This is a genomic window from Acetomicrobium thermoterrenum DSM 13490, assembly GCF_900107215.1.
GTDB classification, from domain to species: Bacteria; Synergistota; Synergistia; order Synergistales; family Acetomicrobiaceae; genus Acetomicrobium; species Acetomicrobium thermoterrenum.
Genome location: NZ_FNPD01000009.1, coordinates 12876 through 25904 on the forward strand (window position 1 = coordinate 12876; position 13029 = coordinate 25904).

Consider the following 13029-nt stretch of genomic DNA (forward strand, 5'->3'; position numbering starts at 1 on the left):
TCGGATTTGAAGGGGGATTCTTAAACACGTTTTACATGCGCTGCTTGAGGTCCCTTAGCCCCCTCAACAACTTCAAACTCTACCTTGTCACCCTCCTCAAGGGTTTTGAAACCCTTCATATCAATAGCTGAATAATGCACAAAGACGTCTTTACCATCCTCCGACGTAATGAAACCATAGCCCTTCGTTGCATTAAACCACTTGACAGTCCCTAACATTCTTTGCTCCTCCCAATTACAAAAATCAACCGCACTCAACGATGCGATGTTGTCATTAACTATAACAACATTTTGCAGTTCCGTCAATAAAAAGTTGCCCCTCAGAGCTAATAACTGATGTTTCAAGTACCAAAATTTGCTTTTTCATTAAAGCAGTCACCCTACTCCATCCAATAATTAGGCGCTTCCTTGGTTACCACTACATCGTGGGGGTGACTTTCCTTAACAGATGCAGCTGTAATTTTGATGAATCTCGCCTTCTCCTGTAAGGACTTTATATCTAAAGCCCCAACATAACCCATTCCTGCTTTTAATCCACCGACCAGCTGGTATATGAGCGCTGATAACGGACCTTTATAAGGCACCAAGCCTTCTATCCCCTCAGGAACCAGCTTTTCATCAGCAACTCCTTCCTGAAAATATCTGTCCCTGCTTTTTCCTTCTTTCATAGCTGCTAGAGAACCCATACCTCTATAACTTTTGAAAGACCTGCCGCGATAAATTACCTCTTCGCCAGGACTTTCCTCTGTCCCGGCGAATAGCGAGCCTATCATTACCACATCAGCTCCGGCAGCAATGGCTTTAGTGATATCACCAGAATATCTTACCCCTCCGTCGGCTATTACTTTAACGCCTTTGGGCCTTGCTATTTTCGAGGCATTCATAATTGCGGCTATTTGAGGTACACCTATTCCAGCTACAACACGAGTCGTGCAAATAGAACCAGGCCCCACTCCAACCTTGACTCCATCTGCACCTGCATCTATCAAGGCCTGCGTTCCCTCAGAAGTGGCGACGTTTCCCCCTATAACCGGCAGGTCGTTATATCTTTCCTTAAGTTTGCGAATCGTTTCGAGAACAAGCTTCGAGTGTCCATGGGCAGTATCGACAACTATTGCATCTACTCCTGCAGCAACCAGCTGCTCGGCCCTGGCTATTGCCTCGGGGCCGACGCCTATGGCAGCTGCTACACGCAATCTGCCCTTCGTGTCTTTAGACGCATTAGGAAATTCCTTTGCCTTGATTATATCCTTTATAGTTATGAGTCCCTTCAGATGACCTTCGCCGTCGACAATGGGTAATTTTTCCACCTTATGCTTCATTAAGATAGCCTTGGCATCTTCCAGCGTGGTCCCGATATGTGACACTATTAAATTTTCCTTGGTCATCACGTCCTTTATGGACTGATCGTAATCTGTAATAAAGCGCAGGTCCCTATTGGTGATTATTCCAACGAGCTTCATTTCGGCATCGACAATTGGCACGCCGGAAATATGGTAGTGTTCCATTAAAGCAACGGCGTCACGAAGGGTATCTTCCGGGTGCAAATAAAAAGGGTCAACTATTACGCCCGACTCGGAACGCTTTACCTTGTCGACCTCCTCAGCCTGGGCTTCAGGCGTCATGTTTCGATGTATTACGCCAATGCCGCCCTCTCTCGCTATTGCAATGGCTAAACGGCCATCGGTTACTGTATCCATGGCAGCGCTACATATGGGAATATTAAGTCCTATCTGAGAAGTAAAGAAGCTTTTTACGCAAACTTGGGAAGGTATTACCTCGCTGTAGCTTGGTTCAAGTAAGACATCATCGAAGGTAAAGCCCTCGTATTCGACAAATCTTTCAGAAAGATCCATCGTTATAATCCTCCTTTAATTTTAATCTACTAATCTTGATATGACTTCCTCTTTGCCCAAGACTTCCATGATCAGCGGCAGAGGGGGACCCGAAATTTTACCTGTTACAAAAATTCGCAACGGATGAAAAAATTCCCTAGCTTTCAAACCAAGCCTTTTCTGAAAAGCCCTGAGCATATCCTCGATTTTAGCTTTATTCCAGTCACCTAATTTAGAAAGTTCCGCTTTTAAATCCCTCATCCAGGGAGGAACTGCTTCATGAACTTGAGGCCTTAGAAACAACCAATTTAGGCTTTCTAGCAGTTCAACTATGGTGGCTTGACCCGATAAAGCTTCAGGGAGCAGCAAAGTCAGCTCCTCGGTAGTAATCCTAACGGGCAAGCCGTCCTCACTGGCCTTTTTTACGATTACATCTGCCAGCCACTTCAAATCCTTTCTTTTGATGGCTTCACTCCCCCACCATCTCAATCTTTCCTCGTCATGTATTGGAGAAGATTTCGATATTGAGGAAAGTTCAAATCGCTTAGCCATTTCATTAAGGTCAAACAGAAAATCCTCGCCTTCAACCGCCCAACTTAATGTTGCTAAATAAGCCCTCACCGCTTCCGGGAGATAGCCCCTTTGCCTAAGATCGTCGATGCTTTCGGCTCCCTCCCTTTTGCTCAATTTCCTGCCTTCTCTGGAGAGTATCATTGGAATGTGAGCAAAGGATGGAGGTTGCCACGAAAGGGCCTCAAACACGAGCAGTTGTCTTGTTGTATTCGGAAGGTGCTCGTCACCCCTAATTACATGGGTTATCTCCATAAAATGGTCGTCTACCACTGCGGCAAAAAGATAGGTGGGAATTCCATCGGAACGCATCACGATGAAATCTCCAACTTCGCTATAAGACAGAGCATAAGTACCATGAACTTCATCGTGAAATTCTATTCTTCCATCCCTCTGCTGGACCTTGAAACGCCATGAGGGAACTCTCCCCTCCCTTTCTAGTTTCTTTCGATCCTCTTCGGTAAGATTTCTGCATTTTCCGGAATACCTCGGGGGCATGCCCCTGGAAAGCTGCGCTTTTCTTTCAGCTTCAAGCTCTTCTGGCGTACAATAACAGGGATATACGCAGTCGGTTTCTTCAAGTTTTTTTAAAATTTTAAGGTATAAAGGCAACCTTTCGCTCTGTCTGTATGGGAGGTGGGCTCCCCCCACGTCCGGACCTTCGTCCCATTCCAATCCCAACCACTTTAAATCTCTTTTTATTGAGTCTTCAAATTCAGGCGAAGAGCGGTCTCTGTCTGTATCTTCGATACGAAGCACAAATTTTCCATTCCATTTTTTGGCCCAAAGCCAATTAAATAGAGCTGTCCTTGCACCACCTATATGCAAATTCCCGGTAGGCGATGGGGCAAAACGTGTTTTGACGCTCATTACGCGAATGCTCCTTTCTGTTCTTTGGTTACTACTCCGGCAAGTGAAGAACCTCCATTCTTAATTTCGCAACACCTATACGGGTTATGCCCAACAGTTCAGCGGCAAGCCTGGACACATCTATTATGCCGCTTTTAGCGCAACGATCGTTAATCCTTACAATTATGCTCTTGTTGTTCTTCGGGTTATGAAGTTTCACTATGCTATTGAAGGGAAGATCATTTGAGGCAGCAGTCAGCTTCCAGTTATAAAAAATTTCTCCGTTGGCTGTTTTGTTTCCTTCCCACTTTGGGCCTCCATACCATGTAACCGTAACATAATCTTTATATATAGCTGTATCGTGCAAACCATAAAGAGCTTCGTAAACATTTGACAGCCAGATCCCTGCTAACAACTGTGGAGTGCTCTTGTGATATTCAGCGATATCGGAAGTTACGACAAAGATGTCCTTCCCGTTTTTGGAAGATATGACAAAAACATCCTCATCGAGCTTGTTTATTTTAAAGTACAAACCTTTATTGTTTCTTTCGAAGAGTTTTTGGAGCTTCTCGTTGGACGAATATATCATATCAGCCATTTCTGCGGGCGCAGAGGCAACTAACTTTCCATTAACGTATAATTTAACGGAGGTCCCCGCATTACTGACCCATGTGTAGGGGTTTAGGGCAATGGCTCTTTTTGGCAACAGGAGGGAGCACAAAATGAGCAAGGCCAATAAAAGAGATCTTTTAGTCAACACCTTTACCACTCCATCGCCCCCCTCATCGCAGCTACGGCATGACAACGCATGCAACGAGCTGTTCCTACGGCGCCCACTCCTTCACCAGACTTTATCTTCAAATTTACAATATCGCTGCGCCTACAAGTCAAAACTGACAAAGCCTTTTCGAGATTGGTTTTAAAAGTATCGACATAACATCCGAGTTTAGGCAGCTGTGCTTCCAATGTCACATCCAGAGAAATCAGGATCCAAGCTTTTTCGAACAATAGGTGTGCTATTTCCTCGAGAATTAGAAGGCTATTAGCGTTTTTGTACCGCTCATCGGAAGAAGGGTATAGACTCCCCAAATCCGGCTCTCCGGCAGCTCCCAACAAAGCATCGGCCACTGCATGAGAAATTACGTCGCCATCGGAGTGACCATCCAACCCTAGAGGAGCACTGGGAATGAATTCCCCTGCAAGAATGAGTTTTCTCCAGGGACGTAAAGGATGAATATCAAAGCCGTGGCCAACCTTAAGGGGGCTCATGCCCTCAACAATGTTATGACAAAGCTTGAAATCGCTTTCGTAAGTTATCTTCACGTTGCTCGGCTCGCCTTCGACAAAATTTATGTGACGTCCTGCCTTTATCCACGCTTCTGCTTCGTCAAATACGCCATCTCCTACCATCTCCATGACCGAGATCAACTCCCTTCTTGAAAAAGCCTGAGGTGTCTGTGTACACCAGAGGTTCTCTCTAGAGACTGGCACGATTTCTCCTCCTTCGGAAACCCTCTTTAACGAATCCCTTATGGGAATTAAGGGGATAACACCGGCTTCCGGAGATAGGGCCGATATAACTTTTTTGACTAAATTTGACGAAGCTAGGGGACGAGCTGCATCGTGAACGAGAACGTAATCGCCGTCGGAAACTTTGACGCCTAAAATTGAAGACATGGCCCTTGTATCGCCGCCATTTATGGCCTTAAAAGGCATCTTATGAGCTTGTAAAACCTCTACATGAAAAGAAAAATCATAGTCCTTTGGAAAAACTACGACCACCTCACAAATGAGGTTCATGTCGTAAAGTTTTCTCGCCAGCTTAACACCCCATACCCACAGAGGAATGCCTCCCAAAAGCCTAAATTGCTTAAAAGGGGTGTTCATCCTGGCACCTTTTCCGGCAGCTAGTATCACGAAAGAGCAGTTTTTCAAACTCATCAGCTCGTCACTCGTCTCACTCTGCCGAATATCATTCTCCCGGCAGAGGTTTGTAATAATGACGTTATAACTACCTCAACCCTTTTTCCAATATATTTTTCTCCATCTTCTACTACCAACATCGTTCCGTCGGTGAGATAAGCCACTCCCTGATTGGGCTCTTTTCCTTCTTTAATAACATCTACCTCAAGAGTTTCTCCTGGTATCAAAACCGGTTTAAGCGCATTGGCTAGATCATTAACATTTAAAACGTCAAGTCCCTGTATGCTTGCAATTTTGTTCAAATTATAATCAGTAGTAATTATCTTTGCCTTCAATTTTTTGGCCAGCTCGATCAAACCCTCATCGACAGTATCAACTTTCAGCTCTTTTAAAGGCTGTTCCAATATTTCGAGCTTGAAGTTGGGCAATTTTTGGAGTTCCTCGACAACTTCCATTCCCCTTCTCCCCTTTGCCCTCCTTAACGGATCCGTCGAATCTGCAATTGCTTGGAGTTCCAACAAAACAAACCCGGGAATGCACATAACGCCTTCTATAAATCCGACTTTTGCTATATCCAATATTCTGCCATCTATTAACGCGCTCGTATCAAGCAATTTAATGCTGTCATGGTCAAACTCCTCGCGCATTTTTTTGCCCTTTAAATGAAGCCTGTCCCTTAGAAGTTCAAAGGACGACCACATGCTGATGATTTCATCTTTTCTTTTTAAAAAGAGGATCAAACCCACATAACCTAATACTACATTCAAGAGAATTGCCAAATAAAATCCCAAATTCGGGATTGAAGATAGGGGCATGGCCAATAGATTTGCTACAATCAAACCTATAATTAAGCCTAAGATTGCAACGAACAAATCCTGCCATGCGAAAGTCTGCAAAGATCTTTCGAATATGATACCAATTCGGGCAATTCCTCGAACGAACAGGGGGGCAAGCAAATAGCCCAGAAGAGCGGGAATCATTATAACAAACCCCCACATCGCCATGCCCCAAATCCACGCACTTGTTGGCCACCACGAACTGGATGATAGATATTGTGCCAGTTGATATCCTGCTATGACGCCTAATATGCTGAGAATAGTTCTAGCTATTATGTTGACAAGTCGTCCCATGCCTTCTTGCATATAAACGTACCTCCTCTTACTGTCTGCCTTCGCCTCTTTTGATGTATGTCCTTGCTTCAAGGGCGGCGTGCAGGGTCGTCCTATCAGCGAAACTTACACTACCACCGACAGGTAGGCCATACGATAATCTGCTAACTGTTACGGGCAGGGGCTCCATGATCTTAGATATCAAATTCATTGTTAACTCTCCTTCGACCTTGGGACTAAAGGCTAATATGACCTCCTTAACCTCTTCTTCAGAAACCCTTTTCACCAAGCGCTCTAAAACTTGAGGGACTATTTCCTCATCGTCTAAAGGAGAATATAGCGATCCCAATACGAAGTAAAGTCCGTTATATATGCCCGCCTGTTCGATTGTAATGAGATCCTCGACCGATTCTACGATACATATGGTCGACTTATCCCTGAAGGGATCACAACATATAGAACATGGGTCCTCATCAGTTATATTGCCACACCTGCTGCAGGGATGGAGTAAGGAATTGCATTTTGCAATACACTCAGCCAATGATTCAGAAAAGCTTTTGGGCTGCTGTAATAAAAATAGCACCATCCTCCTCGCGCTTTTCTCGCCAATTCCGGGAAATCTCTCAAATAGACGTATTAAATCCTCCAATGCCTTTGCCAAAGCCAATTAGGTCACCTGCTTCACAAAAACTACATGAGCCCCGGCATGCCAAAACCTGCGCCAAACTTGCTGAGTCTTTCGTTAGCCAACTCCTTGCTCTTTCGTTGAGCGTCATTAATGGCCGCCAATATCAAATCTTCCAGCATCTCTACGTCTTCGGGATCGACGACATCCGGTTCGATGGATATGGAAAGGAAATCGCCCTGTCCGTTGCACTTTACCTTTACCACTCCTCCACCGCTTTCGCCTTCGACAACTTCCTTCGCGAGTTCCTCTTGAATCTTCATCATCTGTGCTTGCATTTTCTGAGCCTGTTTCATGATTTTGTCCATATTCATAACTAATTACCTCCTTTAAGTTCTCTTTTTTTCATCCAACTTTTCGTGACAAAGCGTTCTTGTCTTTCTCTTTCATTTAAGTAAAAAACTATCTGCCGTCTTTCCGCTTCAAGCTGTGGTATTAGGTTTTGTTCCATAGTGTTTATCTTCAAAAGCGTTTTTTTTAACTCCCTCTCAAGCGATCTCAATTTTACATGTAAATTTATATACTCCCAAAGCAGTTCTTTGGCCTCCGCCAGATCTTGTATCAATAAATCCACATAAAGGGAAAATAACATGGGATCGTAAAGTTGTGAAGTTGCCGGGAACCCGCCACTGGGGAAAAACGAAGGGTATTTGCATCCCATCGCTTGATTAATGCTCCTATCAACCTTATTTAAGGGTATGCTTATTCCAAGGAGCGATATGGAAGCCTCTCCATCGTGCAATCTGGCCAATGCATAGGAAGAATATATTTTTGCACAACTTTTTAAAAATGTCTCCCTTACCTCTCTGAATTTCTTCCTGTCGCTTTCAATCATTTGCAAAAGGGCATCCCTTTTTTTCTCAAGGATCTCCTTCCCTTTTTTCATTGATGAAATGGTTCGTTTAAGCTCTAACAATTGATCCCTGGTCGGCGGCCTTCGGCTCATGCCTTTGTTCCCCTTTTAAGCATCACTTCATCTATGAGATTTACAGGCAATCGATGAAGTTCGTCTTTGGGTAAAGTCAAGAGACAATTCCATGCATGTTCCAATGTTTCATCTAGGCTTCGACGTCTCTCCCCTTGATTTACAAATTCAGATTCAAATTTCTCTCCGAAACTTAAATACGACATCTCCGTAGGCGTGAGTCCCTCTTCGCCAATAATGGTTTTTAGTCTGACAAGATCCTTAAAATGCCCATATGCTGCATAGAGCTGGTCGGATAGGGCGCGATGTTCCGGAACGGTCGAGCCCTCCCCTATACCCTTGTTCATTAACCTGCTCAAACTAGATAATACATCTATGGGAGGATATATCCCCTTGCCGTGAAGTTCTCTGTCCATGACGATTTGCCCTTCGGTTATATATCCTGTCAAATCCGGTACGGGGTGGGTCAAATCATCATCTGGCATTGTAACGATAGGTATTTGTGTAATGCTGCCTTTGATGCCTGATATACAACCTGCTCGCTCGTAAATGCTTGCTAAATCAGAATACATATAAGAAGGAAATCCCCTACGTCCCGGTATTTCTTCTCGTGCTGAACTTATCTCCCTTAGGGCTTCACAATAATGTAACATATCGGTCAGAACTACAAGGACATCGTATCCCTTCTCAAAAGCAAAATACTCTGCCACTGTCAAGGCCATTCTGGGGGTTAATATCCTCTCAATTGAAGGATCTCCCGCCAGATTAAAGAAAAACACGCCTCTATATATGGAGCCGCTCTCACGAAAGGCTTCCCTAAAATAAGATGCTTCTCTTTGCGTTATGCCCAAAGCAGCAAATACTACCATAAATGGCGACGAATCCGCAGAGGTCGCAGGCGTTCGAGCGTACTTTACTATCTGGGCCGCTAATTTATCGGCTGGTAATCCGCTCCCCGTAAAAATGGGAAGTTTTTGCCCTTTAACTAAGGTATTCATCAAATCAATTGTCGATATCCCAGTCTCGATAAATTCATGGGGGCTTTTGCGACGCCAAGGATTTATAGCATTGCCCTGGATCGGGGCCCATTTTTCGATACATGATATAGGGCCTTCTCCATCTATAGGCATTGCTCTGCCGTTTAACATGCGCCCCTGAAGAGCTATACCTAAAGGAATCTTTACGACATCTCTTTCTAGCCATACTACCGTATTATTTGGTGCTAGCCCCATCGTTTCGCCAAAGACCTGGATGACGCATAAGTCATCGACAATTTGCAGTATTTGACCGTAATCTTCTCCAAAGTTGGACTCTATCTTTACTATTTCCCCTATACCGCCTCTCGCAACCTTGCTCACAAAAAGAAGGGGCCCTGCTATCTTTTCAATGGTCTTGTAGCCTTCTTTTAAAAGCTTCATCGTCACTACACCCTTCATCTATATAAGATCTGATAGCTCCTCTTTCAGCTTTGTAATATATGAAATCAAGCTGGTTTCGTAATCTTCAGCATTTTGAGATCTTAATTTCATTAAGTCCGCAACAAAAGCAAATTGAGAATCTATCTGTTCGAACAACGCCCCGCTATTAAGAGCCCATCTTATCTCTTCATCTAACAACTTTAAAGTGTTTAACATAACAAGCTGCCTGTTAGGATCGCAATAGGCGTCGTTCGAATCAAAGGCGTTCTGCTGCAGATAGAATATGTTTATCAGCTCCGACAATTTAAGTATCCACTTTTCCTCCTCGGTAAGCCCGTCTCTGCCCACGATCTGAACCATCTCCTGCAAAGACTTGCCGTCATGTAATATATTGAGAGCAAATTCTCGCAAGGGCACCCAATTTTCGGATATTTCCCTTGTAAAATAACGATCTAGGTTCTCGTGATATAAAGAGTAACTTTGAGCCCAATTGATGGATGGAAAATGCCTTTTTGTAGCCAGCCCCTTATCCAGAGCCCAGAAACACCCTGAAAGGCGTAACCCTGATTGCGTAACAGGCTCGGAAAAGTCGCCTCCCGGGGGTGATATAGCGTTTATGACGGATATTGAACCGTTGCGCTGAGGGCTGCCAAGGGGCACCACATTTCCGGCACGTTCATAGTAACGGGCCAACCTAGAGGCTAAATAGGCGGGATATCCCTCTTCTCCCGGCATTTCTTCAAGTCGGCCTGAAATTTCTCTCAACGCTTCAGCCCACCTGCTGATGGAATCCGCGATAATTGCCACATTGTATCCCATATCGCGATAATATTCGGCGATTGTCATTCCCAGGTATATACTCGCCTCCCTTGCGGCAACTGGCATATTGGACGTATTTGCGATCAGTATCATTCTGTCCATCAGTGGGATTCCCCTGCGTACATCCGTTAACGAAGGGAACTCCTCTAGAACTTCCGTCATCTCGTTACCGCGTTCCCCACAGCCAATGTAAATCACTATGTCCGCATTGGCCCATCTTGCTATGGATTGCTGTGTAACTGTTTTGCCTGTCCCAAATCCACCAGGAATCACAGCTGTTCCCCCCAAAGCGAGAGGAAAAAAAACGTCCAATATGCGAGTCCCCGTCAAGAACGGCTTGTCTAAATCGAGTTTTCTGCCGACATTTCGGGGTGTTCTTATATTCCACCGCTGAGACATCTTAACTGTCGTTTCACCGATTTTACATATTACATCGTCCACAACATACTCGCCCTTCGGTGCTATCCAACTGATCGTGCTGTTTTTGCCCCTAAAAGCCAAGGGGGCCATTATAAAATGTTTAATGCCCTTTTCTTCAACTTCTCCCAATATATCCCCTGGTCCAACGTCATCTCCCCTCTGCAGGCGGGGTATAAAATACCACTTTTCGCTGTCGTCTACGGCATCGATATGCGTGCCTCTGGATATATAGGGCGACTTTTTGCCAAGCCTTTCAAGAGGACGTCCTATGCCGTCTAATACCTGTCCCAATAACCCGGGGCCTAACTTCATAGATAACAACTCTCCGGTAAATATCGTATGGTCGCCAATTTGAAGGCCCGTAGTATCCTCATATACTTGAATATCAGCGACATCCCTTCTGACGCGTACCACTTCGCCAAGCAACCTTTCGCTGCCTACATACACAACTTCATATATGGAGGTATTGGGAAAACACGTAGATGTGACGACTGAACCGGAAATTCCCTTAATATATCCCCTATTGTCCTGCAACTAGGCTCTCCCCTTCTCGTAATAACGTAGGAAATTTTACCCATGCAGGAGCAACTGAGCGTTCTGCTAAGATTCGAAGCCTTAGTGGCATTCTGGCAAACCAATCTTCCTCCACGACGATCACAGCGAGATTCTCCGACATGAGTTCTTTCCATATCAAATACACATCATTGGGATTCTCGCATATTACGGATCTGAAACCGAATAATCTCCATAGATCAGTAAAGATCTCCTTGCCCAAGGCGATTACTTCGAATTCATCGGTTATATCTTTCATAATAATAAAATTCCTCCCAAAAAGATCACTTTACAGGGATTAGCCGGCCTATGATTTCATCTGGATGTAAACCAAAGGCAATTCCTATGGCAATCATATTTAAGTTGCTCCACTCCGCCAAAGCTTTTGCAATATATCCAAAAGGAACTTCGAAACCGAGAGGATCCCTGCGAAAAAGCGATACTTGCCATATCCAAAATTCCTTTTGGAGATGCCATTGAAATTCGTGAAACGTCATAAAAGCTCCTTTGCTTATTGCCCTTCGCCATGGAGTGCCCTGTACGGCTTCAGTTATAACTTTAGCCTTTGACAAAACTTTATCGTCAATCCACGCTCCTCCTGGCAAATATCCTACGCGAGTTTCTTTCGTCTGTATCCCGGATCTTTCATGGATCCAAAGATTTAAGTTCCAAAGATCAACTAGCCTTCCCAAAAATTCTTTAGCTATTGCACCGTTTTTATTTTGATATTTAGAAATAACGTCCTGATGGTATTTCAGATGATTTAATAGCAGTACTCTTTCGGCCTTAACCAAGTTTCCCGTACTCTGCAAAGCTACCATAGCCTCATCTAATATCATCCCATAGGGATCACCATACAAATAAATCCATTTTCTGGCTGAGCTAATGTCATCTGCCTCCCAAACGTTCTTGAAAAAATCCCTTGAAAGATTCCCATATAAATGCCATAGGTATTCCTCCGACTGACCGCTCCTATCGCTAGCAAATCGTCTTAAAATTATGCGAAAGTTATGGAGATCTCCCCTGCTTAATACCACAGACATCAATTCATGAGGTTCTCCTTCTGCTTTTAAATGAGCTGATCTTAAACGCTTTGTTATCTCGAACATTATTGCAAGCTCGATCTTGCGCAAGGGCGAAAAAAGCGAAGAAAGTATCTGGGAACGGTAACTTTCGCTGTAACGGCCCTCTAAAAATTCTGATTCCAAAGCTTTAAAGTCGCCTCGAGCTAGGGCGCACAGCTCATCCCATTTATAAAATCTGGCCGCCCTCGCTCTGAGGGCGGCACATAAGTAGCTATAATTTTCGCTATGCCCTCTCAATCTCCTCCAGAAGAGGAGACATGATCTCCCCAATCCTTTGTCGGACGAGGGGTGTGAGTTTTCCAAATCGACTTTTGATTGTATTTTCGACAATTCTTTCACCTTTTTCGTCGACCACTATGGGCCCTCCCCAAAAGTCGGAGTTGCCAGCGAATACTATGCTGTAAAATTTCGACAAACCTTTGGCTATCTCTTCTTCCTCCCGAGAGAGTTGAACCGTAATCTTATCGTCTGATATTGCTTCAACCGCTTCGTCGATGAGGGTTTTTAGCATCTTGGCATAATGTGATTGTTCTTTTCTGGCATCTTCCGTCCTTTGTTTGACCCTCTCTTCGATGGAACAAAAAAGTGCGTTTGCTTCTTTATTTATTATATCCTTTCCCAACTTAATTGCCTTAAGCCGAAAGAGGGTCAAACGCTCCTGTATTATCTTTGAATGAAGCTTTTCTATCTCACCCATTTGCCTTTCAAGTTCCAACATTTTAGAGGCAGCTATATCGGCCAATTCTTCCTCTATCCGTCGCTTATAGTCCTTTATGCGTTCATCATATTCCCTTTTTAGGTTTTCCTTAAATTTATTGAGTTCATTTAAATCCATGGACG

14 protein-coding genes are annotated in these 13029 nt (G+C 44.2%); all 14 read right to left on the reverse strand.

From position 1 onward, the window contains the following. Positions 1-20: 20 nt before the first annotated feature. The 14 genes from BLU12_RS07605 to BLU12_RS07670 all read right to left on the reverse strand — a co-directional run bounded on the left by BLU12_RS07605 (position 21) and on the right by BLU12_RS07670 (position 13024). Positions 21-218 (reverse strand): cold-shock protein, encoded by a 198-nt coding sequence (locus tag BLU12_RS07605; protein WP_009201128.1) that lies wholly within the window; start codon positions 216-218, stop codon positions 21-23. A 161-nt stretch (positions 219-379) separates the two neighbouring features. Continuing rightward, on the reverse strand, positions 380-1855 hold the full coding sequence (gene guaB, locus BLU12_RS07610; protein WP_091461799.1) for an IMP dehydrogenase: 1476 nt from the start codon (positions 1853-1855) through the stop codon (positions 380-382). A gap of 21 nt (positions 1856-1876) precedes the next feature. Then, positions 1877-3274 carry a glutamate--tRNA ligase gene (gltX, locus tag BLU12_RS07615; protein WP_057940955.1) on the reverse strand — a complete coding sequence of 466 codons (1398 nt, stop codon included), beginning with the start codon at positions 3272-3274 and terminating at the stop codon, positions 1877-1879. A 31-nt stretch (positions 3275-3305) separates the two neighbouring features. Beyond that, the gene (locus BLU12_RS07620; protein ID WP_057940954.1) at positions 3306-4022 is read right to left on the reverse strand and encodes a septal ring lytic transglycosylase RlpA family protein; all 717 of its coding nucleotides are present in this window, start codon (positions 4020-4022) and stop codon (positions 3306-3308) included. Beyond that, positions 4016-5194 (reverse strand): 2-C-methyl-D-erythritol 2,4-cyclodiphosphate synthase, encoded by a 1179-nt coding sequence (gene ispF, locus BLU12_RS07625; protein WP_009202538.1) that lies wholly within the window; start codon positions 5192-5194, stop codon positions 4016-4018. Before ispF ends, BLU12_RS07620 begins: the two co-directional genes overlap by 7 nt. After that, the gene (locus tag BLU12_RS07630; protein ID WP_091461801.1) at positions 5194-6318 is read right to left on the reverse strand and encodes a PIN/TRAM domain-containing protein; all 1125 of its coding nucleotides are present in this window, start codon (positions 6316-6318) and stop codon (positions 5194-5196) included. The genes ispF and BLU12_RS07630 overlap by 1 nt, the downstream gene beginning before the upstream one ends. 16 nt (positions 6319-6334) lie before the next feature. Beyond that, positions 6335-6952, reverse strand: coding sequence for a recombination mediator RecR (recR, locus tag BLU12_RS07635; RefSeq protein WP_091461802.1), 618 nt, complete (start codon positions 6950-6952; stop codon positions 6335-6337). Positions 6953-6975: 23 nt separating this feature from the next. Then, entirely contained in the window at positions 6976-7284 is a 309-nt protein-coding gene (locus tag BLU12_RS07640; RefSeq protein WP_009201136.1) for a YbaB/EbfC family nucleoid-associated protein, read from the reverse strand. A 2-nt stretch (positions 7285-7286) separates the two neighbouring features. Next, entirely contained in the window at positions 7287-7916 is a 630-nt protein-coding gene (locus BLU12_RS07645) for a V-type ATP synthase subunit D (RefSeq protein WP_057940951.1), read from the reverse strand. Continuing rightward, positions 7913-9313: a V-type ATP synthase subunit B gene (locus BLU12_RS07650; RefSeq protein ID WP_057941033.1), complete on the reverse strand. Its 1401-nt coding sequence runs from the start codon at positions 9311-9313 to the stop codon at positions 7913-7915. The genes BLU12_RS07645 and BLU12_RS07650 overlap by 4 nt, the downstream gene beginning before the upstream one ends. A gap of 18 nt (positions 9314-9331) precedes the next feature. Further along, entirely contained in the window at positions 9332-11086 is a 1755-nt protein-coding gene (locus tag BLU12_RS07655; protein WP_091461807.1) for a V-type ATP synthase subunit A, read from the reverse strand. Further along, positions 11073-11363 (reverse strand): V-type ATP synthase subunit F, encoded by a 291-nt coding sequence (locus BLU12_RS07660; RefSeq protein ID WP_091461809.1) that lies wholly within the window; start codon positions 11361-11363, stop codon positions 11073-11075. The genes BLU12_RS07655 and BLU12_RS07660 overlap by 14 nt, the downstream gene beginning before the upstream one ends. Positions 11364-11388: 25 nt before the next feature. After that, positions 11389-12426 (reverse strand): V-type ATPase subunit, encoded by a 1038-nt coding sequence (locus BLU12_RS07665; RefSeq protein ID WP_091461810.1) that lies wholly within the window; start codon positions 12424-12426, stop codon positions 11389-11391. Further along, positions 12413-13024, reverse strand: a complete 612-nt coding sequence (locus tag BLU12_RS07670; RefSeq protein WP_057940947.1) for a hypothetical protein — start codon at positions 13022-13024, stop codon at positions 12413-12415. Before BLU12_RS07670 ends, BLU12_RS07665 begins: the two co-directional genes overlap by 14 nt. Positions 13025-13029 lie beyond the last annotated feature (5 nt).

What these genes read in the sequence shown, in the direction of transcription:
- BLU12_RS07650 (WP_057941033.1), bottom strand. Translation starts at nt 9,313, where the DNA reads ATGAAGCTTTTAAAAGAAGGCTACAAGACCATTGAAAAGATAGCAGGG.
- BLU12_RS07645 (WP_057940951.1), bottom strand. Translation starts at nt 7,916, where the DNA reads ATGAGCCGAAGGCCGCCGACCAGGGATCAATTGTTAGAGCTTAAACGA.
- BLU12_RS07670 (WP_057940947.1), bottom strand. Translation starts at nt 13,024, where the DNA reads ATGGATTTAAATGAACTCAATAAATTTAAGGAAAACCTAAAAAGGGAA.
- BLU12_RS07630 (WP_091461801.1), bottom strand. Translation starts at nt 6,318, where the DNA reads ATGCAAGAAGGCATGGGACGACTTGTCAACATAATAGCTAGAACTATT.
- guaB (WP_091461799.1), bottom strand. Translation starts at nt 1,855, where the DNA reads ATGGATCTTTCTGAAAGATTTGTCGAATACGAGGGCTTTACCTTCGAT.
- gltX (WP_057940955.1), bottom strand. Translation starts at nt 3,274, where the DNA reads ATGAGCGTCAAAACACGTTTTGCCCCATCGCCTACCGGGAATTTGCAT.
- ispF (WP_009202538.1), bottom strand. Translation starts at nt 5,194, where the DNA reads ATGAGTTTGAAAAACTGCTCTTTCGTGATACTAGCTGCCGGAAAAGGT.
- BLU12_RS07640 (WP_009201136.1), bottom strand. Translation starts at nt 7,284, where the DNA reads ATGAATATGGACAAAATCATGAAACAGGCTCAGAAAATGCAAGCACAG.
- BLU12_RS07660 (WP_091461809.1), bottom strand. Translation starts at nt 11,363, where the DNA reads ATGAAAGATATAACCGATGAATTCGAAGTAATCGCCTTGGGCAAGGAG.
- BLU12_RS07605 (WP_009201128.1), bottom strand. Translation starts at nt 218, where the DNA reads ATGTTAGGGACTGTCAAGTGGTTTAATGCAACGAAGGGCTATGGTTTC.